30 protein-coding genes are annotated in these 21,681 nt (G+C 65.8%); 6 read left to right on the top strand and 24 right to left on the bottom strand.

Features of this window, described 5'->3' with window-relative positions:
- Window positions 1–59: 59 nt before the first annotated feature.
- The 13 genes from map to NY1_RS13655 form a co-directional block, all read right to left on the bottom strand.
- Complete coding sequence (map, locus tag NY1_RS13595) at window positions 60–860, bottom strand: type I methionyl aminopeptidase (RefSeq protein ID WP_067712025.1); 801 nt, start codon at window positions 858–860, stop codon at window positions 60–62.
- Window positions 861–1,406 carry an adenylate kinase gene (locus tag NY1_RS13600; RefSeq protein WP_067712028.1) on the bottom strand — a complete coding sequence of 182 codons (546 nt, stop codon included), beginning with the start codon at window positions 1,404–1,406 and terminating at the stop codon, window positions 861–863. It abuts the gene before it with no gap.
- Window positions 1,403–2,722 carry a preprotein translocase subunit SecY gene (secY, locus tag NY1_RS13605; protein WP_067712030.1) on the bottom strand — a complete coding sequence of 440 codons (1,320 nt, stop codon included), beginning with the start codon at window positions 2,720–2,722 and terminating at the stop codon, window positions 1,403–1,405. Before secY ends, NY1_RS13600 begins: the two co-directional genes overlap by 4 nt.
- Before the next feature lie 153 nt (window positions 2,723–2,875).
- Complete coding sequence (gene rplO, locus NY1_RS13610) at window positions 2,876–3,319, bottom strand: 50S ribosomal protein L15 (protein WP_067712033.1); 444 nt, start codon at window positions 3,317–3,319, stop codon at window positions 2,876–2,878.
- A gap of 3 nt (window positions 3,320–3,322) precedes the next feature.
- A complete protein-coding gene (rpmD, locus tag NY1_RS13615; protein ID WP_067712035.1) occupies window positions 3,323–3,502 on the bottom strand; it encodes a 50S ribosomal protein L30 in 180 nt (59 codons plus the stop codon).
- Between the two features lies 1 nt (window position 3,503).
- Entirely contained in the window at window positions 3,504–4,148 is a 645-nt protein-coding gene (gene rpsE, locus NY1_RS13620; RefSeq protein ID WP_067712037.1) for a 30S ribosomal protein S5, read from the bottom strand.
- A 31-nt stretch (window positions 4,149–4,179) separates the two neighbouring features.
- Complete coding sequence (rplR, locus tag NY1_RS13625) at window positions 4,180–4,587, bottom strand: 50S ribosomal protein L18 (RefSeq protein WP_067712040.1); 408 nt, start codon at window positions 4,585–4,587, stop codon at window positions 4,180–4,182.
- A 3-nt stretch (window positions 4,588–4,590) separates the two neighbouring features.
- Window positions 4,591–5,130 carry a 50S ribosomal protein L6 gene (gene rplF, locus NY1_RS13630; protein WP_067712042.1) on the bottom strand — a complete coding sequence of 180 codons (540 nt, stop codon included), beginning with the start codon at window positions 5,128–5,130 and terminating at the stop codon, window positions 4,591–4,593.
- A gap of 14 nt (window positions 5,131–5,144) precedes the next feature.
- The gene (rpsH, locus tag NY1_RS13635; protein ID WP_067712045.1) at window positions 5,145–5,543 is read right to left on the bottom strand and encodes a 30S ribosomal protein S8; all 399 of its coding nucleotides are present in this window, start codon (window positions 5,541–5,543) and stop codon (window positions 5,145–5,147) included.
- 243 nt (window positions 5,544–5,786) lie between these two features.
- Complete coding sequence (locus NY1_RS13640; RefSeq protein ID WP_067712046.1) at window positions 5,787–6,035, bottom strand: hypothetical protein; 249 nt, start codon at window positions 6,033–6,035, stop codon at window positions 5,787–5,789.
- Window positions 6,035–7,423 (bottom strand): WXG100-like domain-containing protein, encoded by a 1,389-nt coding sequence (locus tag NY1_RS13645; RefSeq protein WP_067712048.1) that lies wholly within the window; start codon window positions 7,421–7,423, stop codon window positions 6,035–6,037. The genes NY1_RS13640 and NY1_RS13645 overlap by 1 nt, the downstream gene beginning before the upstream one ends.
- A gap of 3 nt (window positions 7,424–7,426) precedes the next feature.
- A complete protein-coding gene (locus NY1_RS13650) occupies window positions 7,427–7,729 on the bottom strand; it encodes a WXG100 family type VII secretion target (RefSeq protein ID WP_067712051.1) in 303 nt (100 codons plus the stop codon).
- Window positions 7,726–8,055 carry a WXG100 family type VII secretion target gene (locus tag NY1_RS13655; RefSeq protein WP_067712053.1) on the bottom strand — a complete coding sequence of 110 codons (330 nt, stop codon included), beginning with the start codon at window positions 8,053–8,055 and terminating at the stop codon, window positions 7,726–7,728. The genes NY1_RS13650 and NY1_RS13655 overlap by 4 nt, the downstream gene beginning before the upstream one ends.
- Window positions 8,056–8,287: 232 nt before the next feature.
- On the opposite strand from NY1_RS13655, the gene NY1_RS13660 reads away from it, so the two are divergent.
- From NY1_RS13660 to NY1_RS13670, 3 genes are all read left to right on the top strand, one after another.
- Window positions 8,288–8,761, top strand: coding sequence for an SRPBCC domain-containing protein (locus tag NY1_RS13660; RefSeq protein ID WP_067712056.1), 474 nt, complete (start codon window positions 8,288–8,290; stop codon window positions 8,759–8,761).
- A gap of 104 nt (window positions 8,762–8,865) precedes the next feature.
- Window positions 8,866–9,246: a hypothetical protein gene (locus tag NY1_RS42860; protein ID WP_157762214.1), complete on the top strand. Its 381-nt coding sequence runs from the start codon at window positions 8,866–8,868 to the stop codon at window positions 9,244–9,246.
- A gap of 33 nt (window positions 9,247–9,279) precedes the next feature.
- On the top strand, window positions 9,280–10,089 hold the full coding sequence (locus tag NY1_RS13670; RefSeq protein WP_067712061.1) for an alpha/beta fold hydrolase: 810 nt from the start codon (window positions 9,280–9,282) through the stop codon (window positions 10,087–10,089).
- Here NY1_RS13670 and NY1_RS13675 read toward each other — a convergent pair whose 3' ends face one another.
- The 5 genes from NY1_RS13675 to NY1_RS43685 all read right to left on the bottom strand — a co-directional run bounded on the left by NY1_RS13675 (window position 10,090) and on the right by NY1_RS43685 (window position 12,125).
- Complete coding sequence (locus NY1_RS13675) at window positions 10,090–10,533, bottom strand: MmyB family transcriptional regulator (protein ID WP_067712063.1); 444 nt, start codon at window positions 10,531–10,533, stop codon at window positions 10,090–10,092.
- A complete protein-coding gene (locus NY1_RS13680; RefSeq protein ID WP_067712069.1) occupies window positions 10,530–10,814 on the bottom strand; it encodes a helix-turn-helix domain-containing protein in 285 nt (94 codons plus the stop codon). Before NY1_RS13680 ends, NY1_RS13675 begins: the two co-directional genes overlap by 4 nt.
- 187 nt (window positions 10,815–11,001) lie before the next feature.
- Window positions 11,002–11,313 carry a hypothetical protein gene (locus tag NY1_RS13685; RefSeq protein WP_157762215.1) on the bottom strand — a complete coding sequence of 104 codons (312 nt, stop codon included), beginning with the start codon at window positions 11,311–11,313 and terminating at the stop codon, window positions 11,002–11,004.
- A gap of 111 nt (window positions 11,314–11,424) precedes the next feature.
- Window positions 11,425–11,910: a DUF4232 domain-containing protein gene (locus tag NY1_RS43680; protein WP_067712073.1), complete on the bottom strand. Its 486-nt coding sequence runs from the start codon at window positions 11,908–11,910 to the stop codon at window positions 11,425–11,427.
- Window positions 11,911–11,966: 56 nt separating this feature from the next.
- Window positions 11,967–12,125 (bottom strand): hypothetical protein, encoded by a 159-nt coding sequence (locus NY1_RS43685; protein ID WP_169815347.1) that lies wholly within the window; start codon window positions 12,123–12,125, stop codon window positions 11,967–11,969.
- 62 nt (window positions 12,126–12,187) lie between these two features.
- On the opposite strand from NY1_RS43685, the gene NY1_RS13695 reads away from it, so the two are divergent.
- Window positions 12,188–12,805, top strand: a complete 618-nt coding sequence (locus NY1_RS13695; RefSeq protein WP_233434326.1) for a Uma2 family endonuclease — start codon at window positions 12,188–12,190, stop codon at window positions 12,803–12,805.
- A 74-nt stretch (window positions 12,806–12,879) separates the two neighbouring features.
- Here NY1_RS13695 and NY1_RS13700 read toward each other — a convergent pair whose 3' ends face one another.
- The 4 genes from NY1_RS13700 to rplN are packed head-to-tail and all read right to left on the bottom strand — an operon-like array spanning window position 12,880 to window position 14,322.
- Window positions 12,880–13,065: a type Z 30S ribosomal protein S14 gene (locus tag NY1_RS13700; protein WP_029923637.1), complete on the bottom strand. Its 186-nt coding sequence runs from the start codon at window positions 13,063–13,065 to the stop codon at window positions 12,880–12,882.
- 3 nt (window positions 13,066–13,068) lie between these two features.
- On the bottom strand, window positions 13,069–13,635 hold the full coding sequence (rplE, locus tag NY1_RS13705; RefSeq protein ID WP_067712077.1) for a 50S ribosomal protein L5: 567 nt from the start codon (window positions 13,633–13,635) through the stop codon (window positions 13,069–13,071).
- Between the two features lies 1 nt (window position 13,636).
- Entirely contained in the window at window positions 13,637–13,951 is a 315-nt protein-coding gene (gene rplX / locus NY1_RS13710; RefSeq protein ID WP_067543788.1) for a 50S ribosomal protein L24, read from the bottom strand.
- Window positions 13,952–13,953: 2 nt separating this feature from the next.
- On the bottom strand, window positions 13,954–14,322 hold the full coding sequence (gene rplN, locus NY1_RS13715) for a 50S ribosomal protein L14 (RefSeq protein WP_067712078.1): 369 nt from the start codon (window positions 14,320–14,322) through the stop codon (window positions 13,954–13,956).
- Between the two features lie 352 nt (window positions 14,323–14,674).
- Between rplN and NY1_RS13720 the strand changes: the two genes are divergently transcribed.
- Together NY1_RS13720 and NY1_RS13725 are read left to right on the top strand one after the other, a co-directional pair.
- On the top strand, window positions 14,675–16,750 hold the full coding sequence (locus NY1_RS13720; protein ID WP_084534943.1) for a M13 family metallopeptidase: 2,076 nt from the start codon (window positions 14,675–14,677) through the stop codon (window positions 16,748–16,750).
- A gap of 73 nt (window positions 16,751–16,823) precedes the next feature.
- Window positions 16,824–18,857: a M13 family metallopeptidase gene (locus NY1_RS13725; protein WP_067712079.1), complete on the top strand. Its 2,034-nt coding sequence runs from the start codon at window positions 16,824–16,826 to the stop codon at window positions 18,855–18,857.
- 3 nt (window positions 18,858–18,860) lie between these two features.
- Here NY1_RS13725 and NY1_RS13730 read toward each other — a convergent pair whose 3' ends face one another.
- Window positions 18,861–19,196, bottom strand: a complete 336-nt coding sequence (locus tag NY1_RS13730; protein WP_067712081.1) for an MmcQ/YjbR family DNA-binding protein — start codon at window positions 19,194–19,196, stop codon at window positions 18,861–18,863.
- A gap of 48 nt (window positions 19,197–19,244) precedes the next feature.
- Window positions 19,245–21,371, bottom strand: a complete 2,127-nt coding sequence (locus NY1_RS13735) for an amylo-alpha-1,6-glucosidase (RefSeq protein WP_067712087.1) — start codon at window positions 21,369–21,371, stop codon at window positions 19,245–19,247.
- Window positions 21,372–21,681: the final 310 nt, after the last annotated feature.

Here is a 21,681-nt window from a genome sequence, read left to right on the forward strand (position 1 = left end):
GGAAACGCCGAACGCCGCACCCGCCGGAAAGGCGGGCGCGGCGTCGGAAGGAAAGGTGACTACTCCGGGCGGAGGGTCAGGATGCGCGGGCCGTCCTCGGTGACGGCGACCGTGTGCTCCCAGTGGGCGGCGCGGGAACCGTCTATGGTGACGACTGTCCAATCGTCTTCCAAGGTTTCGGTTTCCGTGGTGCCGAGGGTCAGCATCGGCTCGATGGCCAGCACCGAACCGACCACGAGCTGCGGGCCCTTGCCGGGCTTGCCCTCGTTGGGAAGGAACGGATCCATGTGCATCTCACGGCCGATGGCGTGCCCGCCGTAACCGTCGACGATGCCATAGGCGCGACCGTGCTCGGCCTCGGCGGCGCGAGTGCCCAGCTCGATGGCGTGCGAGACATCGGTGAGGCGGTTGCCGGGAAGCATGGCGGCGATGCCGGCCTCCATCGACAAACGCGTGGCCTCCGACAGCAGGCGATCGGCTTCGATAATGGTGCCTACGCCGAAGGTCCAGGCGGAATCACCGTGCCAGCCTTCGAGAATCGCACCGCAGTCGATCGACACCAGGTCGCCCTCGGCGAGGATGTCGTCCTTGGACGGGATCCCGTGGACGACACGATCGTTCACCGACGAGCAGATGGAGCCGGGGAAACCGTGGTAGCCCAGGAAGGACGGGATGGCCCCGGCCTCGCGGATGACCGATTCGGCGACCTCGTCCAGCTCCAGGGTGGAAACGCCGGGCTTGGCGGCGGCACGAACCGCCACCAGCGCACGCCCGACCACGGCACCGGCCGCCGCCATGGCGTCCAGTTCACCGGAGGTGCGGAAAGGCACCACCTTTTTCTGCTTGCGGCCGAAGACCATTCAGCGACCCAGCGCCTTCAGCGCACGCGCGTTCACGTCGTCGATCTCGCCGACGCCCTCGACCGTGACGACCAGGCCGTCATAGTGCTCGAGCAGCGGTTCGGTCTCCTCGCGGTAGACGCGCATCCGGTTGCGGATGGTCTCCTCGGTGTCGTCGGCGCGACCGCGCGCCAGCATGCGGCCCACCACCACGTCCTCGTCCACCACGAAGCAGAGCACGGCGTCGAGATCGTGACCCGACTCCTTGAGCATCTTCTCCAGGGCCTCGGCCTGGTCGACGGTGCGCGGGTAGCCGTCGAGCACGAAGCCGTTGGTGGCGTCGGGCTCGGCGATGCGGGACTCGACCATCCGGTTGGTCACATCGCTGGGGACCAGGTCACCGGCGTCGATGTACTTCTGGGCCTCGCGGCCGAGCGGAGTCTGCTGGCCGATGTTCGCCCGAAACAGGTCACCCGTCGAGATGTGCGGAACACCAAGCTTTTCCGACAGCAGCACGGCCTGCGTGCCCTTGCCGGCACCGGGCGGTCCGAGCAGAACAACTCTCACTTCAGGAACCCTTCGTAGTTTCGGTTCATCAACTGGCTCTCGATCTGCTTCACCGTATCGAGGCCGACGCTCACCATGATCAGCACCGCGGTACCGCCGAACGGCAGGTTCTGCACGCCACCCGCATTGCCCATATTGAGGAACAGGTTCGGGAGCACGGCCACCGCGCCGAGGTAGAGCGAACCCGGCAGGGTGATGCGGCTGAGCACGTAGTTCAGGTAGTCGGCGGTCGGCTTACCGGGGCGATAGCCCGGGATGAAGCCACCGAACTTCTTCATCTCGTCCGCGCGCTCTTCGGGATTGAAGGTGATCGCGACATAGAAGTAGGTGAAGAAGACGATCAAAGCGAAGTAGACCGAGACATAAACCCAGTTGGTCGGATTGACCAGGTACTTCGAGATGAACTCCTGCCACGCGGCGGGGTCGCCGGTGCTCTTCTGGGTCAACTGCGCCAGCAGGTTCGGCAGATACAGCAGCGAGGACGCGAAGATCACCGGGATGACGCCGGCCTGGTTCACCTTCAGCGGCAGGTAGGTCGAGGAACCGCCGTACATCTTGCGGCCGACCACGCGCTTGGCGTACTGCACCGGGATCCGGCGCTGGCCCTGCTCGACGAAGATGACGGCCACGATCACCGCGAGCGCCGCGACCAGCACCAGGCTGAAGGTCAGGTGGCTCTTGGTATCCCAGATCATCTTGCCTTCGGACGGGATGCGCGCCGCGATGCCGGCGAAGATCAGCAGCGACATGCCGTTGCCGATGCCGCGCTCGGTGATCTGCTCACCGAACCACATGACCAGGGCCGCGCCGGCCGTCATGACCAGCACGATGATGATCATTCCGAAAACCGAATTGTCGGACAGGATGTCCTTCTGGCACCCGCGCAGCAGCTGACCGCGCGCAGCGAGCGCCACCAGACCCGTCGCCTGCAGGATCGCCAGCGCGACCGACAGATAACGGGTGTACTGGGTCATTTTGGCCTGACCCGCCTGGCCTTCCTTGCGCAGTTCCTCGAACCGCGGAATCACGACGGTCAGCAGCTGGATGATGATGCTCGCGGTGATGTACGGCATGATGCCGATCGCGAACACCGAAAGCTGCAGCAGCGCACCGCCGGAGAAAAGATTGATGAGCTGGTAGATACCGGCGGAATCACCGCCGTTGACCAGCTTGACGCAGTCCTGGACAGCTTTGTAATCCACGCCCGGGGACGGCAGGGAGGCACCGAGCCGGTACAGCGCGATGAGCCCCAGCGTGAAGAGAATCTTCCGCCGTAAGTCCGGGGTCCGGAAAGCCGACACGAAGGCGGAAAGCACAGATCCTCCTGGCGAACGACATGGGTCAGGCCATGGATTAAGCGGGGGAAAGCCCGATAACCATGACGGTGTTGGCAGACAACACTTGAACTTTAACAGCGACACCGGGCGAGCTCTCGACTCGCCCGGTGTCTCCGTGTATTCAGGTTACCGTCAGGCCAGTTCGGTGGCGGTGCCACCGGCCGCGGTGATCTTCTCCTTGGCGGAGCCGGAGAACTTGTCCGCCGAGACCTGAACGGCCACAGCGATTTCGCCCTCCGCGAGCACCTTCACGAGCTCGTTCTTGCGAACGAGACCCTTGGCGACCAGTTCGGCCTTGCCAACGGTGCCGCCCTCGGGGAACACCCGGGCGATATCGCCCACGTTCACGACCTGGTATTCGGTGCGGAACGGGTTGGTGAAGCCCTTGAGCTTGGGCAGACGCATGTGAATCGGCATCTGACCGCCCTCGAAGCGGACCGGGACGTTCTTGCGAGCCTTCGTACCCTTGGTACCGCGGCCCGCGGTCTTGCCCTTGGAGCCTTCACCGCGACCCACACGGGTCTTCTCGGTCTTGGCGCCCGGGGCAGGACGCAGGTGATGCAACTTGATGGTCATGCTTTAGACCTCCTCAACGACTACGAGGTGGCGCACGACGTTGATCAGGCCGCGGTTCTGCGCGTTGTCCGCACGCACCACGGTCTGGCGGATGCCGCGCAGCCCGAGGGTGCGCAGGGATTCCCGCTGGTTCGCCTTGGCGCCGATGCTGGACTTGACCTGGGTAACTTTCAGATCTGCCATGTCAGACTCCCTGTCCCGCGCGTGCACGCAGCATGCCGGCCGGGGCCACGTCCTCGATCGGCAGGCCACGACGGGCCGCGACCTCTTCGGGACGCTGCAGCTGCTTGAGGGCAGCCACCGTGGCGTGCACGACGTTGATGGCGTTGTCGCTACCGAGCGACTTGGCCAGAATGTCGTGGATGCCGGCGCACTCGAGAACGGCACGCGCGGCGCCACCGGCGATCACACCGGTACCGGGCGAAGCCGGACGCAGCATGACGACACCGGCAGCCGCCTCACCCTGAACCGGGTGGGTGATGGTGGAGCCGATCATCGGAACGCGGAAGAAGCCCTTGCGAGCCTCCTCGACACCCTTCTGGATGGCCGCGGGAACTTCCTTGGCCTTGCCGTAGCCGACGCCGACCAGACCGTTGCCGTCACCGACGATCACGAGGGCGGTGAAGCTGAAGCGACGACCACCCTTCACGACCTTGGAGACGCGGTTGATCGCGACTACGCGCTCGAGCTGGTTCTTCTCGGCAGCGTTGTCCCGGCGATCGTTGCCGCCGCGGCGGTCGCGACCGCCACCACGCTGATCGCGGTCATTGCCACCATTCTGTCCGGCGGGACCGTTGTTTCCGCCGTCGCGCCGCTGACGTCCCGGCATCAGACGTTCCCTTCGTTCGCAGTGTTGATCATCAGAACTTCAGCCCACCTTCACGGGCGGCATCGGCGAGCGCCGCGATGCGGCCGTGGTAGTCGTGACCACCACGGTCGAACACGACCGCCTCGATACCGGCAGCCTTGGCGCGGGCGGCGAGCAGCTCGCCGACCTTGGCGCCCTTGGCGGACTTGTCACCCTCGAAGGCACGCACATCGGCCTCGATGGACGACGCGGCGGCAATGGTCTTGCCGGCGGAGTCGTCGATCAGCTGAGCGTGCAGGTGACGCGACGAGCGGTTCACGACGAGGCGCGGACGCTCGGTGGTTCCGACGACCTTCTTCCGCAGACGGAAGTGGCGGCGCGTCTTGGACAGACGACGCTTGGTCGAAGCATCCTTGCCGATCGGCAGGCGCTTGGCCTTCTGGTTTTCAGTCTGTGCCATGGCTTACTTACCCGTCTTTCCGACCTTGCGGCGAACGACCTCGCCGGCGTAGCGGATGCCCTTGCCCTTGTACGGGTCGGGCTTACGCAGGCCGTGGATCACCGCGGCGATCTGGCCGACCTTCTGCTTGTCGATACCCGACACCGAGAACTTGGTCGGGGACTCCACCGCGAAAGTGATGCCCTCGGGGGCGTCGACCGGGACCGGGTGGCTGTAGCCCAGGGCGAACTCGAGGTTCGAGCCCTTGGCCTGCACGCGGTAACCGACGCCGAAGATTTCCATCTTCTTCTCGTAGCCCTTGGTGACGCCCTCGATCATGTTGGCGATCAGAGTGCGGGTCAGGCCGTGCAGAGCGCGGTTCTGGCGCTCGTCGTTCGGACGAACGACCTCGAGCTCACCGGACTCCGCGCGGGCGACGGTGATCGGCTCGGCGACAACGTGGGACAGGGTGCCCTTGGAACCCTTGACCGTCACGTTCTGGCCGTCGATGGTCACCTCGACGCCGGCGGGAACCGGGATCGGCTTCTTACCGATACGCGACATTGTTCCTACCTCCCTTACCAGACGTAGGCGAGGACTTCCCCGCCTACACCCTGCTGCTTGGCCTGACGGTCAGTGAGCAGACCGGAGGACGTGGAGATGATCGCCACGCCGAGGCCGCCAAGCACCTTGGGCAGGTTGGTGGACTTCGCGTAGACCCGCAGGCCCGGCTTGGACACGCGGCGGACACCCTGCAGGGAGCGCTCGCGGGACGGGCCGTACTTCAGGTCGACGATCAGGGTCTTGCCGACGTTCGCGTCTTCGGTGCGGTAGTCGGCGATGTAGCCCTCACGCTTCAGGATCTCGGCGATGTTCACCTTGATCTTCGAGTGCGGAGCCTTCACCTGATCGTGGTACGCCGAGTTGGCGTTGCGCAGACGGGTCAAGAAGTCTGCGATCGGATCAGTCATGGTCATGTTTGACCGTTACCTTTCTCGCCGCGGTTCCCATACAGCACCGTCAAACATTCGGCGGCAGTGGGCCTACGACAATTCGGGGCGGTCCAGCCGGGGTTGCCCGACCGGATGATTCGCGCGTGCGTGGAGCACGTCACGCGGGCGGACGCCAGCGGACATAGGTGTGCCCAAGCAACCGGTCTAGTGTAGACAAGCCCTCTGAGCTCACCAAATCGGGGTGAGCGACTCCACACCCGGACCGACTCAGCCGCCGTAGATGACATCCCCCGGCTCGACGCGCCCCGAGATCTCCTCGGAGAACACGAACGAGAACTCCCCCGGCTCCCGCTGATGCAAATCCATGGATTCGAGCCGTCCCTCGATCACCACGCCACCGGACTTGTGCAGCCGGACGGCCTGCCCGATCTCGAAGTCACCGATCGCACGCCCGACCACGAAAGGCCGGGGCATGAAGCTGACCGGAAAGATATGCAGGACATGGAATTCACTCATTACCGGCCACCCTTTCGTGCGAGATACTTCTCCCAGAACGCTTGGTCAGCGGCATAGGCTTCGTCTTCCAAGGCTTTGGTCACACCCGATCCGACCACTCGACCTTCCCGGTATTGGTCGATGTGAACGCGCTCGTGAATGATGTTCCTGACCAACGATTCTTCGTCCGCAAATGTTGCGGGTGCAAAGTTGATAGACCCGGACTGAGTACTGGCGCTGGCTTGCTGGTAGTCGTAATACCGAACGTCCTCAGGCGAGCTCGCGATATTGATCTCGATCCCCTCCAAGTCGACACCCAACTCGTCGGCGTACTGCTGAATGGTCTCACGCGTCATCGGAAGATGATCACCGCTGTCCAGCACCTCCCGATTCGTACGGTTCCCGATCCTGGAAAACAGCCCTGGCCTCGCTGGCATAGAGCTGGGCAGCTTTCCTCGCAGTCGCACCAGCAAGTCCCTGACCGCTTGCCTCGCGTTGGCCAATCCAGCCCGGGCACCCTCCGTGAGCCCCTTGATCTGAGACACCTTGCGCGCCTTCCACAGACGCACGGCATCCTTGATTTTCCCCGCCCACTTCCGCAGGGTTTCGAGGCTCTTGATCGCGGTAATTGCACCGGCGCCGAAGCTCACGGCCGCAGCCACGATGGTTATCGCGGCATCGATGGCGAGTTCCTTGGCCAGATCGGACAGAAAGCCTTTGATCTCATCGCGAAGCTCGTTGAGGGCGTCGCGGTAGTCGGTGCAGGACTTGGCTATGTCCTTGCAGGAGTTGAGGAGTTGGGCGATGGCGGATTCGAGGGACTTCAGGTCTTGGCCGGCTTGGATCGCGTCGGGGGCGGTCATGTTGTCGAAAAGGCCGGCGGCGATGGTGATTTTGTCTTTGGCGTTGGTGTTTTGGTATGTGGTGCCGAGGCGGTCCCAGGCGTCGGCGGCTTTCAGCAGTTTGTCGGTGTCGCCGTCGGGGACGGGGACGCCGATTTCGCTCAGGAGGCCGATGCTTTCGTCGATGATGCCCTTGCCGGTGCCGCCCGCCGAGGCGGGGACGGAGTAGGGGCCGAAGACGGGGGTGCCGCGGTCCGCGGGGCGTTGGGGTTGCGGGGTGCCTTGCAAGGCGGAGTCGGCTTGGGCGTGGTTGAAGCCGAGGTCGTTGAGGGCGGTGCCGTAGGCGTTGAGGGTGGAGTGGACTTCGGCGAAGAAGGACACCATTTGGTAGGCGGCGGTGTCGTAGGAGGTGGCCCACGCCTTGCCGTCTTCGTCTACGCCTGCCATGGCTCCGCAACCCGAAAGCTCGCGGAAGATGTAGAGGAAGCTGTCGCGGAGGGCTTCGGCGGCATCGAAGCAGTTGGTGGCGGCTTGGTAGTAGCCCTTGGGGTCGACGTCCAACGCCATGGCTCAGACGCCCAGGATGCGGAGGTTGGCGGCGACGGCGCCGGTGTAGGCCTCGTGGGCCGTTTTCACCGCGGTGCGGACTTCGGCGAGGCCGTCTTGGACATCGGTCGCGCCGGCCAGCCATTTGGTGTGCGCTTCCGCGTAGGCGGCGGCCGCGCCGCCGGTCCAGGTCGCGCCGACCTCGGTGGCTTTTCGGTCGATGGCCGCGAGTTGATCGGAGATGAAGCCTGCGAGGCTGCCGATGCGGGCGGCGAGGTTATCCAGTTTTTCCAGATCGACCGAGAAGGCCGTGGCGTCCGCTGTCATCGGAGATTTCCGGTCGGCAAGTCCAGCGAGGTCACGCCGTCGGCGAACGCCTGATCGGTGTCGCGGACGGTTTCGGCGGTGACGCCTAGGCCGGCAGCCAGCTCGAACAGGGCGTCCCAGACCTGGACCGCGCCTTCATGGAACTCACCCCAGCCTGCGGCGAAAACCTTCGCGTTATTGCCCACCCAGCGGCCGAGCATGTCCTGGACGTCGGAGTCGAGCGAGGCATAGCCGTCTCGGCACTGACAGGCGACGTCATAGGCCAACCGTCCCAATGCCCGCACCTCGTCAGGCGGCACCGCCAGCGTCGATACATCCCCAGCCACCCCGCGCCCCCTTCATCCCAGCGATCTTCCGGCACACCGTACCTGAACTGCGATCACTCGAGAATCCCCAGCAGGGCGGAAGGCACTACTTCGCACACGGCAAAGAACAGGCGTCGCGGTATCGCCGGACTGGCTACTGCCGTTTGCAGCCGTCTGCGATGAGTTCCGGGGGCGAACGGCGTCCACATTTTCGAGGCCGCGGATCGGTGGCCAATGACGAGAGGACAGGACGATGAGCACTCCGGAAACCACTTTCACTGCTGAGCCGGGCAGCCTGGCGGCGACCACCGTCGCGGTCATCGACGCGCCGAAGGAGGCCGTGTACCGGGCCTACACCGAGATCGATCTGTTGGTGCGGTGGTGGGGGCCGCGGGAGTTGACGAGCAAGGTGGAGCGGTTCGAGGCGGTTACGGGTGGGTCTTGGCGGATTGTGCATGTCGATCCGGCGGGTGGGGAATACGGGTTCGGCGGGGTTTATCACGAGGTGAGCGCTGACCGGATCGTGAACACCTTCGAGTTCGATGGCATGCCGGGGCATGTGTCGATGGAAACCGTCACGTTCGAGGAAGTGGACGGGAAGACCCGAGTGAGTTCGGTGTCGGTGTTCCAGTCCGTGGAAGACCGGGATGGGATGGCGGCTTCGGGGATGGCGGAGTTCGCGCCGATCGGGATGGCGCAGTTGCAGGAAGTGGCTGCCGGGTTGTGAGGGTGGGTGGAAGTTGCCGCTGCTGGAACGCATTCGGTTGTTAGGATCGGGCTTTCTGATCGGCGGTTCGGGGGAAGTCTGTGCGCGGCAAAGCATTCGGGGCGATGGATGGCGGGAAACGGCGGATGTCGCGGCGGGTGGCGTATGCGTTGCCCGCCGCGGTGGCGGCATCGCTGCTCGCTAGCGGGTGCGGGGCCGTGGGGAAGACGCCCAAGCCGAAGGCGCCGGTCAGCGCCACTGTTTCCAAGACCGCGGTGACCAGCAGTCCGGCCGCGCCGCGGACTACGACTTCGACGGCGGCGCCGAAAGTTCTGACCACCACACCCGGCGCGGGCGGTCGGCCGAATACGGGCGGCGTGCCCGGAACCAGTAATGCGCCCGGCAGCGGGAGCGGCGGTAACCCGTCGACGGGCGAGAAGGCTCCGAGCGGCGGCGGGATCGAGCGCGGCGGGCTGGGCGGCGGGTCCGACAGCGGTGGCAGCTAGTGAATTCGATGGATCAGCAAGGGAGTTGGGGCCGTGCCCTATGTGAACAGTGACGACGGCACCAAGGTGCACTACCTGGATACCGGGACCGAGGGGCCGGCGCTGCTGCTGGGGCACGGGTTCTTCATGGATGCCGAGATGTGGCAGCCGCAGTTGGCGGAGCTGGCGGATCGGTATCGGGTGATCGCGGTGGACTCGCGGGGGCACGGGCGTACCGAAGATGCCGGGAACCCTTTCACCTATTGGGATCTCGCGTGGGATTCGTGGCGGGTGGCCGATGCGCTCGGGCTGGATCGGGTGGTGGTCGGCGGGCTGTCGCAGGGCGGGTTCACGGCGTTGCGGATGGCGTTGCTGCAGCCGGCTCGGACGCGGGGGCTGGTGCTGATCGGCACTACCGGGGCGGCGTACACCGAACAGGAGCGGGAGGGGTACGAGCGGGTCATCGTGAAGAGCTGGGTCGGCGGGGCGGTGCCGATCGACGACATCGCGCTGCCGATGGCGGCGGTGATGATCGGCGGCGACCGGGACCGGCATCAGCGGCCGTGGGTGGACAAGTGGCGGGCGAGCGATCGCGGCCGGCTGGCGCTGGCGGCGCGGTGTCTCATCGATCGCGAGGATGTCAGCGAACTGCTCGGGGAGATTTCGGTTCCGGCGCTGCTGATGCGCGGCATCGGCGATCAGGCGTTCAGTCAGGGGCAGATGCGGGAGCTCGCGGCCGGGTTGGGTGGTCCGGCGCGGTTCGAGACGATTTCGGCCGATACCGCGGCGCATATCTGCAACCTGACCCATCCCGAGGTCGTGACACCGCTGATCCGGGAATTCCTGGACGGTCTCCCGGACTGATCAGCCGGCGCTCGGGAAAGCGAGAACCAGCCAGCCCGAGGCCGCGGGTATGAGCGATTCGCGCACCACGGTCATGGCGCCCGTGCGCGGCGACCAGACCCGGCGGTCACCGTCGGGTTTACGCACGAAGACGACACCGGAATCCCAGATCCGGCGGAATTCACCCGATTGCGCGGCCAATTCACGCACGATCTCGGCACTGCCCTCATGCCCCGGAGCGGCGCCGTGGTGATGACGTAGCAAGCCCACGATGACGGTGGCTTCGAACTGCCAGCCCGGCAGCACCATTTTGGCGCGCGGATCCCCGAACATCCAGTGCGGCTGGGTTTTCGCCTCGGCCAGACCCGGAAGCATGTCGCGATAACGCTCGTTCGAGGCGGCGACCCGCCAATTCACCAGCCACGCAGCGGGAATCGAGGTGAGCCGGTCGAGAAGGGTGGTCATATCCTCCGCGGAAGCCGCGTCACCGAGCACATCGGGCCGCCCGCCAGCGCCCGCAGATGCGCCTGCTCGTGCTCGTCATCGCACACCGCATCGGCCAATCCGGTCAGCGCCCGATCACCGACATTGACCTTGTCCCCCTGCTCGAGCTTCTGCACCGTGCCGAGCCCGAGATACGCCTGCTGCGCCAATTGCCTTTGCGTCCAGCCCCGCCGCAACCGCAGCCGCTTCACATACGCGGCGAGCGTCGGCATTTCGACGTCGATCTCGGTGCCGACCTGCATCAACGAACCCTTTGCGCCAGTGGAAAATTCGACTACCCCGCGCCGGGGGCAGAGTGCCCGACGCTACCACCAGCTTGGGCCAGCCCGGCCTCTTGCCGCCACCGGCCCGCCATTGACAGGATCGGTGCGCGGCGATGCCCTGGCCGCGCTTCGGAGGGGACGGCCAGGTTTCGCCCGCGCTCGCGGATTACTTGTTCTGGAACAGGCAGAACAATTCGGAAGAGGCCGCGGCGGAGCCGGTCCCGCCGGTCTGGCAGGGACGGTTCGCGTCCTTGGATTCGAGGTAGAGCGCGTAGTTGTAGTCGCCCGTGGCCGAATTCGGGGAGGTGGCGCTGCATCGGTAGCCGAGAATGCTGCCGCCCAGCCGGGCCTTCCCGGCGCTTTCGCAGGCGGCGCGCGAGGAGTACGAACCGCCGTCCACGGTGGCGGCCATCGCGGTGCCCGCCGCGAAGCCGGAAATGGCGATACCGGCGGCGGCGACGGTGATGAGGCGCTTCAAATCGAATTCCTTTTCATTGCAACCAATTCGGCGGATCCCCGCCGATCCGCCGAACGGTAGCAATTGGAATGGGCGGCCGTATCGGGCAGCGTATCGGCCATCGGCGGCGAATCAGGTACGCAGCGGGCTGATTTCGACCGCGCCGGGCTGAGCGAAGGTGACGGCGCCGAGACGACGCCAATCCCAGACGGCGCGGAGCGAGACGGTGTTGTCCGGCGGGGTGACGATGATTTCGTCCACGATCCAGTCGGTGGCACCGAACATGTAGGTCAATGTCGCGGTGGCCGACTGGTGCGGCGCGAGCTGAATGGGTTTACCGACGGCTCCATTGCGCGGAATGTGCTGGACGCCGCCGGAAGAGGCGGACATGTCGACACCCGGATACCCCTGGGTCGCACACGTTTCCGACGATTCGTTCCGCAGCGTGATCAGCGCCGTGCGCAGGTTCGACGCCAGCTCCTCCCCCGAGGTCACGTCGAGCCGCAGTTGCGAGGTACTGCACCAGGGCGTACGCGCCTGCGCCCCACCCGCCACCGCGATCGTCGATGCCGCCAGCGCCACCGCCGCCATCCCCAGGATTCCCGCGCGATATCGCATTGCTCCGCCTTCCGTTCGAACTCCGAATCGGAATCGAGCATCGCGGCCGCCACTAATCACCCACCAACGAGATTCCAACGACATCGGCGATAGTTGTCCTTTTGGAGCAGGATGACGAAGTCGCCCCGTTCTCCCATCCGGGCCAGTTCGGCGAGGGCCTCGGCTCGCTTCGCCACGCGCGCTGCGTTGTCGCTGTCGATCGGTGGTTCGGACATCGTGACCTCCGGTTCGATCGACAGCGCGGCGACTCGGTCCGGCCGTGAGTAGGGTGATGGTCATGTCTACACCGCAGGACGAGCTGCCTCGCCTCGTTTCGGTGGAGGAATTCTTGGCGGGGCCCGCAGAAGCGTTCGCTGAGATCCACGATGGCGTGCTGATCACCGCGATGGCGCAGTCGCCCGCGCATGATCTGGTCGTTCGGAGGCTGGCTACGGCCGTGGAATACGCGATCGATCCGCAGGGGCCGTGCCGAGAGGTCCACAGTGACACGCCGGTTCGATTGGCCGATGCCGAGTCGAACGAATCCGCTCGGCGGCTCCGGGTGCGATACCCGGACCTCCTCCTGCGCGATTGCAGCGATGGCCCGTACGACGTGCAACAGGTCGCTCGCCAGACACTCCTGATCGTCGAGATCACGTCCGAGGACACCGTAGACGCCGATATCGGCATCAAACGGGAACTGTATGCGCGCGAAGGAATTCCGGTCTATTTGATCGTGCACTTCGCGAAGGATTGGCAGCAGATCACGGAGATCGAGGAATGCCGGCTCGACTGGTCGGGCCGAAGGTATGTCACCAGGCATACCCATACGGACGCATTGGTTCTCACCGAGCCCGTGAACTTGGCGGTCACCTTCGCCGAACTCCAGAGCCGGTTGCCGCCACGTCGGTACTGAGGAACGACGAAGGCCCCCCGAAAGGATTCGGGGGGCCTTCGTGGACTCAGTGGTCCGGTGTCACCGACAGGTGATCACCAGGACGACTTGTGGACGCCCGGGAGTTCGCCGCGGTGGGCCATCTCGCGCAGGCAGACGCGGCACAGGCCGAACTTGCGGTAGACGGCGTGCGGGCGACCGCAGCGCTGGCAGCGGGTGTAGGCGCGCACCGCGAACTTCGGCTTGGCGTTGGCCTTGTTGATCAGAGCCTTCTTAGCCATGGATCAGTTCTCCTTGAACGGGAAGCCGAGGTGCTTGAGCAGGGCACGGCCTTCTTCGTTGTTGGTGGCCGTGGTCACCACGGTGATGTCCATACCACGGGGACGGTCGATCTTGTCGACGTCGATCTCGTGGAACATGGACTGCTCGGAGAGACCGAAGGTGTAGTTGCCGTGGCCGTCGAACTGCTTCGGCGAGAGACCGCGGAAGTCGCGGATACGCGGAAGAGCGATGGAGATCAGACGATCCAGGAACTCCCACATGCGGTCGCCGCGCAGGGTGACCTTCGCGCCGATCGGCATGCCCTCACGCAGCTTGAACTGCGCGATGGACTTGGTGGCCTTACGGATCTCGGGCTTCTGGCCGGTGATCAGGGTGAGGTCGGCGACCGCACCGTTGATCAGCTTCGCGTCACGGGCGGCGTCGCCGACACCCATGTTCACGACGACCTTCACGACACCGGGGATCTGCATGACGTTGGCGAAGTTGAACTCTTCGTTCAGCGCCGGGCGGATCTCTTCGCGGTAGCGGGTCTTCAGGCGCGGCTGCACCTTGTTCTCGGTCGAAGTCATCTCAGATGTCCTTCCCGTTGCGACGGGAGATGCGAACGCGCTTGCCGTTCTCATCGGTGCGGTAGCCCACGCGGGTCGGCTGGCCATCGGAGTCGACGACCATCACGTTGGAGGCCTGGATCGGCGCTTCCTGGGTGACGATGCCGCCCGAGCTGGCGCCACGCTGGTTCGCGGAATTCGCGACGTGCTTCTTGATGCGGTTCACGCCCTCGACGAGGACCTTGCCGGTCGCGGGGAAAGCCTGGATGACCTTGCCCTTCGCGCCCTTGTCCTTGCCCGAGATGACGATGACCGTGTCGCCCTTGTGCACCTTCATGGTTACAGCACCTCCGGGGCCAGCGAGACGATCTTCATGAAGCGCTTCTCACGCAGCTCACGGCCGACCGGGCCGAAGATGCGGGTGCCGCGCGGATCGTTGTCCGCCTTGATGATGACGGCCGCGTTCTCGTCGAACTTGATGTACGAGCCGTCCGGGCGACGACGCTCCTTGACGGTGCGCACGACGACGGCCTTGACGACCTCGCCCTTCTTGACGTTGCCACCGGGGATGGCGTCCTTGACAGTGGCGACGATGATGTCACCGATGCCGGCATAGCGACGCGACGAACCACCGAGAACGCGGATGCAGAGGATCTCCTTGGCACCCGTGTTGTCGGCGACGCGCAGTCGCGACTCCTGCTGAATCACTTCAGCTCCTCCTAGACCTGGACGAAATGCACGCCGGATTGCCGACCCGACGGGCATGGTCAGTTGCCCTTCGCACGCGCGCCTGCCAGCGGTTATCACCGATCTGGAAAGACCGAACCGCTGTGGGTTCGCGGCCGAAGTGCGGGCATAGCTCCCGCAGGCAACCGGACCAGTGTAGCCAAGTCCCTGTTCGGGGAGAAATCGGGGGCAAGCCCCCGAACCCCCGGAGAAGGAGATCCGGGGGTTTACACCCCGTGCCCGCGGGGTGGCCGCCCGGCCCGCCGAGGCATTGGAGGGTTCAGGTCTTCCTCAGGGTGAGGGGTTAGCGTCGGCCCGAAGCTACGTCCGAGCAATGTTCGATTATCCGGAAGAGGAGATCGCGTTGACGTCCGAGCGTCCGCTGGGTCTGAATCGCCGCAAGTTTCTGGTCGCGTTGGGTGTGGTGCCGGCGGTGGCCGTGTTGCCCGCCTGTTCGAAGAGTTCGGATGCTTCGAAGGGGTTGATCGGGCCGGATATGTCGGGGTCGGATCCGAGTGTCCGGCCGCAGGACGATTTGTATCGGTTCGTCAACGGGAAGTGGCTGAAGGAGTATCAGCTGCCCGGGGACAAGGTGAGTTTCGGGACGTTCGACGAGGTCAATGATCGGGTCGAGAAGCAGCTGAAGGAGATTGTGGAGGGGATTCACAATCCGAAGCCGGGGACCGACGAGCAGCGGATCCGGGATCTGTACGACGGGCGGATGGACAAGGAGGAGATCGAGAAGCTCGGCATGACGCCGTTGCGGGATCTCTTCGACAAGGTCGATCAGGCCGGGAACAAGGCGGACCTGGCGCATGTGATGGGGGCGCTGCCAGGCGTCGGGCTGATCGGGCTGGGCGTGGGCAGCGATCCCAAGGATTCGAACGCCTATCTGGCAGGGGTCGGGCAGGCGGGGCTCGGGCTGGGCGAGCAGTACTACCGCAAGCCGGAGAACGCCGACAAGCTGGCCGCGTACCGGAAGTACATGCAGCAGATCGCGGCCGGTGCGGGCTTCCCGGATCCGACCGCGATGGCGGACCGGGTGGTGGATCTGGAGACCCGGATCGCCGGATTCCATTGGGACAATGTGCGGACCCGCGACACCGACGCCACCTACAACCTGCGCAGCTGGGCCGAATTGGTCGCGCTGGGACCGCAATTCGACTGGGATCCGTGGCTGAGCGGCAATACCGACCGGCCCAAGGAACTGTTCGACAAGCTGAATGTCGGTGAGCCGTCGTTCATCACCGGCGCCGCGCAGCTGTGGGGCGAGGTGGATATCAATGCCTGGAAGGAATATCTGAAGCTGGGGCTGGTGCGCGAGTTCGCGAGCTATCTGCCCAAGGCGATCGCCGATCCGAACTTCGATTTCTTCGGCAAGGAGATGCAGGGGCTCAAGGAGCGCCCCGAGCTGTGGAAGGCGGCCATCTCCACCGTCAACGGCACGGTCGGCGAGGCGCTCGGAAAACTGTACGTGGACAAGCACTTTCCGCCATCGGCCAAGCAACAGGCCCTCGATATGGTCAGCGATCTGCGCGCGGCGTACAAGCAGAACTTCACCGATTCCAGCTGGATGTCCCCGCCCACCCGGGAGGCCGCCATCGTCAAACTGGACAAGATCAATGCCAAGATCGGCTATCCGGACAAGTGGGAGGACTACTCCAAGCTCACCGTGACCCGCGGCAAGCTCGTCCAATCCCTGCGCGCCTCGGGCGAATTCGACGCCAAGCGGATGTTCGACCGCCTCGGCACCAAGGTGGACAAGTCGGAATGGGGCATGCCGCCGCAGACCGTGAACGCCTACTACAACCCGGCCGCCAACGAGATCGTCTTCCCGGCCGCCTTCCTGCAGCCGCCGTTCTTCGATCCCGAGGCCGAGGCCGCGGTGAACTACGGCGCGGGCGGCGCGGTCATCGGCCACGAGATCGGGCACGGCTTCGATGATCAGGGCTCCAAGTACGACGGCGACGGCAATCTGAAGGATTGGTGGACCCCGGAGGACAAGGCCGCGTTCGAGGCCAAGACCAAACAGGTCATCGAGCAGTACAACGCGCTGGTGCCGGAGGGCCTACCCGCGGATCAGCACGTGAACGGTGAACTGACCGTGGGCGAGAACCTGGCCGACCTGCGCGGACTGGAGATCTCGCTGGCCGCCTACCGGATCGTGGAGAAGCGCAAGGGCGGCAGCGGCGATCCCGATTTCAAGCCCATGTTCGAATCCTGGGGCCGCACCTGGCGGACCAAGCAGACCGATCAGGCGCTGGAGCAGCAGCTCGCCGAGGATCCCCACTCCCCCGCCGAATTCCGTTGCAACCAGGTGGTTCGCAACCTGAAGGAGTTCTACGACACCTACGGGGTCAAGGAGGGCGACAAGGAGTACCTGCCACCGGATCAGCGGGTCACCCTGTAACGCTCTCCGCCCGGACCCGGCGTCGCACCGGTAGCCTCGCAGCGGAGCACGTCCGCCAACGAGAGGGTTACTGGTGACATCGTCGGGTCCGGTGCGCCTTGGCCGCCGCACGTTTCTGATCGCCCTGGGCGCGGTGCCCGCGGCCGCGGCGCTGGCCGCCTGCACCAAAGATGACGCGAAATCGCTTGCCGGGCCGGATCTTTCCGGGTCCGACGAGTCGGTGCGGGTGCAGGACGATCTGTATCGCTACGTCAACGGCAAGTGGCTGAAGGAGTATCAGCTGCCGCCGGACAAGGTGTCGGTGGGCGCGATCAGCGAGGCCATCGAGCGCACGCAGAATCAATTGCGCGAGATCATCGACGGCCTCGAGGACCCGAAGCCGGGCACCGACGCGCAGAAGATCCGGGATCTCTACGACGCGCGCGTGGATTGGGACACCGTCGAGAAGCTCGGCATGACCCCGCTGCAAGGCCTGTTCGACCAGGTCGACAAGGCCGCGACCAAGGCCGAGCTGGCGAAGGTGATGGGCGCGCTGCCGATCAGCGGGATCCTCGGGATCGGCGTGGGCATCGATCGCAAGAACTCCACCGCCTACATTCCGACGGTCGGGCAGACCGGCATCGGCCTGGACGAGGACTACTACAGCAAGCCGCAGTACGCCGAGAAGCTGGCGGCCTACCGGGTCTTCCTGGAGGCGATCGCCAAGGGCGCGGGTTTCCCCGATCCGGGCGGGATGGCGCAGCGCGTCTTCGATCTGGAGAAGCGGATGGCGGCCGCGTTCTGGGACAAGGTGCGCCAGCGCGATACCGACGCCACCTACAACCGCATGAGCTGGGCCCAATTGACCGAACTGGGCAAGGGTTTCGATTTCGAGCCGTGGCTGGCGGGCTGCACGGACCGGTCCAAGGACCTGTTCGCGGAGGTGATCGTCCGGCAGCCGTCGTATGTCACCGCGGCCGGGCAGCTGTGGGCCGAGACCGATATGGCGGTGCTGCGGGACTACATGAAGCTGCAGCTGGTGGCCGCCTTCGCCCGGTACCTGCCGATCGCCATCAACGACGCCTACTTCGAATTCTGGGGCCGGACCATGCGCGGCCAGCAGGAGCGGGCCGAGCGCTGGAAGTACGGCGTCGACATCGTCAACGGCACCCTGCCCGAGGCGCTCGGAAAACTGTACGTGGACAAGTACTTCCCGGCCGCGGCGAAGGACGAGGTCAAGCGGATGGTGGACGATCTGATGACCGCCTACCGGGAGAACTTCCGCAATTCCGATTGGATGACCCAGCCCACCCGGGACGCGGCGATCGCCAAACTGGACAAGATCACCGTCAAGATCGGTTACCCGGACAAGTGGGACGACTATTCGAAGCTCACCGTCACCCGCGGCAAGCTGGTCGAATCCCTGCTCGCCGCCAATGCTTTCAGCAACAAGAAGGATTGGGACCGGCTCGGCACGCCGGTCGACAAGACCGAATGGGGCATGAGCCCGCAGACCGTCAATGCCTACTACTCGGCCAGCAATAACGAAATCGTCTTCCCCGCCGCCTATTTGCAACCGCCGTACTTCGACAAGGACGCGCAGCCGGCGGTGAATTTCGGCGCGGTCGGGGCCACCATCGGGCACGAGATCGGGCACGGCTTCGACGATCAGGGCCGCAAATACGACGGCGAGGGCAATCTGCGCGATTGGTGGACGCCGGAGGACAAGGCGGCGTTCGAGGCCAAAGCCGCCAAGGTGGTGGCGCAGTACGACGGGCTGGTGCCCACCGGGCTCTCGGCCGAGAACAAGGTGAACGGCAAGCTCACCCTCGGCGAGAACCTGGCCGACCTGCGCGGGTTGCAGATCGCGCTGGCCGCCTACCGGACCGCGGAAAAGCGCGCGGGCAACGAGAATCCGGACTACAAGAGCATGTTCCTGGGCTATGCGCGGTCCTGGCGCTCCAAGCAGACCCCGGAGCTGACCGCCGACCAGCTCAACGACACCCACTCCCCCGACGAGTTCCGCTGCAACATCACGGTGCGGAATCTGCCCGAGTTCTACAGCGCGTTCGGGGTGAAAGAAGGCGACAAGCTGTTCCTGGCACAGGACCAGCGCGTCACCTTCTGAGCGTCACTGCTCCTCGAGTAGCTGGCGCGGGGCCGCCTGCCGCCACGAATCGGCGATGATGGCCTCGAGTTCGTCCTGGTCGTCGATGGCGGCCAGGCGAACCCGGATCCAGGCGTTGTAGGCCTCGTGCGGGGCGATCCAGAACTTGTCCGGTTCGGCCTGCACCAGTTCGTCACGGTCGGCCATGGGGCAGCGCACGGCCATCGAGGTCTCCTGCTCCGGCAGGGTCAGGAACAGCTTCCCGGACACCCGGAAGGTCGGCATCTGCCACTCGAAGAGTTCCTTGGTCTCGGGCAGTGAAAGTGCCGCAGCGCGAACGTCATCGCCGGTTGCCGTCATGTTCCCGATGTTCCCAGGCGGGTACGACAACCGGCGACGCGGCCGGGCTCAGTGCGTGACCAGCCGCCAATTGTCGGGCAGGTTGCTGGCGGTGACGCGGTCGCCTTCCACGGCCAGGTCGACCACGGTGCCGCCCAGGCGCAGATCGGTGAGTTCCACCCGGCCCCAGCGCGCGGGCAGATGCGGCAGCACCGTGAGGGTGCGGTGCGGGACATCGGGATCCAGGCCGAGGAAGGACCGGACCAGCAGCAGCGGGGCGGCGCTGGCCCAGGCCTGCGGGGAGCAGGAGGTCGGATAGGGCACGGGGGCGGCGAATTTGGCGCGCGGGAAGCCGCAGAACAGCTCCGGGAGCCGCCCGCCGAACGCCCCGGCCGCGTCCAGCAGGCCCTCGGCCAGGCGGGTGGCGAGTTCGACGGCGCCGGGCAGGTGCCGGTAGCGCAGCAGGCCGGCGACGGTGATCGCGGTGTCGTGCGGCCAGACCGAGCCGTTGTGATAGCTCATCGGGTTGTAGGCGCCCATATTGGAAGCCAGTGTGCGCAAACCGAATCCGGTGTCCATATCGGAACTCGCGAGTTTGCCGATGACCAGCGCGGCGTGCTCGTCGGTGATGATGCCCGACCACAGGCAGTGCCCGATATTGCTGGTCAGGGCGTCGAGGCGGCGTTTGTCCCGATCCAAACCGACCGCGAACCAGCCCTTTTCGGGCAGCCAGAAGGCTTCGGCGAATTTGGTGCGGAGTTCGGCGGCGCGATCGCGCAGGTGCCCGGCGGTGGTGCCGTCGCCGAATTCCTCGGCCAGATCGGCGCGGGCGCGCAGCGCGGCGTACACGTAGCCCTGCACCTCGCACAGCGCGATCGGCGGTTCCGGCAGATGGCCCGCCGCATCGTTGATGCCGTCGAAACTGTCCTTCCAGCCCTGATTGATCAGACCGCGATCGGTGGCGCGACGGTATTCGACGAAACCGTCGCCGTCGCGATCGCCGAAGTCGGCCATCCAGGCCAGCGCGGCATCGGCGGCGGGCAGCAGCGCCCGCACCGCCTCGACATCGGCGCCCCACGCCCGGGCCTGCGCCAGCAGCATGACGAAAAGCGGTGTGGCGTCGACGGTTCCGTAATAGGTCTCACCGCCCAGCACCGCGCCGCTGGCCGGGCCGCGCCGCATCTCGTGCATGATGCGCCCGGGTTCCTCCTCGGTCATGGGATCGACGCGCTGGCCCTGCATCTCGGCCAGCTGCTGCAGCGTGCCCACGGCCAGGCCGACGTCCAGGGGCAGCGCCATCCAGGCGGTGAGCAGGGAATCGCGGCCGAACAGGGTCATGAACCAGGGCGCGCCCGCCGCCACGAACGGCCGGCCACCGCGCGCGTCGTCGTGAATCTGCAAGGCGCCCAGATCGCTTTCGGTGCGCCGCAGGATCCAGGCCAGTTGCGGGTCCGCGGCGGTGATGTTGGCGGCGGTGTCGCGCCAGGCGGCGATCTTGCGGCTGGGTTCGCTGGTCTCGTAGTGCTCGCCGGGCCGCAGCGGCGAATGAATGGGCTGATTGCCCATGGTCGGCTGGGCCACGATCTCGGTCTGCCAGCGCCCGCCCGCCGGGACCACCGCCCGCCAGGACAGCGAACCCGGCAGCACCACCGGCGTTTCCGAGGACGACACCGCCAGCCCGCGCGAGCGGTCGGAACGGTCGTTGAGCAGTAATTCCACATCCGCCACCAGGACCTCGGCGCGGGCATTGCCGCCGCGGCCCTCCTTGACCGCGAACAGGTCCACGAAATCGGCGTCGATGTGCAGGGTCAGGTCCAGGGCGGTGGTCTCGCGGCCCAGGTTCTCCACGGTGATGGTCTCGCGCAGGCCATCGGCCACGAGCCGTTCCCGGACTATCAATACTGTGCTGTCAGCGGCGCCGGCCCGGGGAGGCCGGCGCAGTATGAACCGGGCGGTGAACGCCTCCGGACTCAATACCGACAGCGGCTCCGGCCGCTGCCCGTCCAATCGCAGTTCCCACCGGGACAGCACGCGGGCGTCCCGGTAGAACAGACCGTACGGGGTGCCCAGCTCGACATCGCCGAGCCGGTCCGACAGGCAGAACGTGCTGCCCTCCACCAATGTCACCGCACCGCCGGCCCCACCCAGGGTCGAGGGCTCACCGGTGTTCAGCGCGGCCGGAGCCTCTCCGTTCATACGGAACCTTCCTCCAAAGCACCCGGATCCGGCACTGCGCCGGGCTCGGCTCCGGACGCGGAACCTGTTGCATGGCTGATCGTTTCCGGAACCGTTCTACGGCCCGTGACGAAGCCGCCGCCGGTCAAGAGGGGTGGATCGGCGACCAGCTCGGCGACGACCTCGGGCGGAAGCGGCCCGAGGGGCGAATTGCCCGGTGTGGGAATCGGATTCGACGGCCGCGCCCCGAGCTCGCCCGGGACCGGCAGCGCCGAATCTACCGGCAATCCGGCCACCGCCCCCGTAGCCGGGCCCGGCGTGCCCGGTCCGC

It is taken from the genome of Nocardia yamanashiensis NBRC 100130, from assembly GCF_001613325.1.
Taxonomy (GTDB): domain Bacteria; phylum Actinomycetota; class Actinomycetes; order Mycobacteriales; family Mycobacteriaceae; genus Nocardia; species Nocardia yamanashiensis.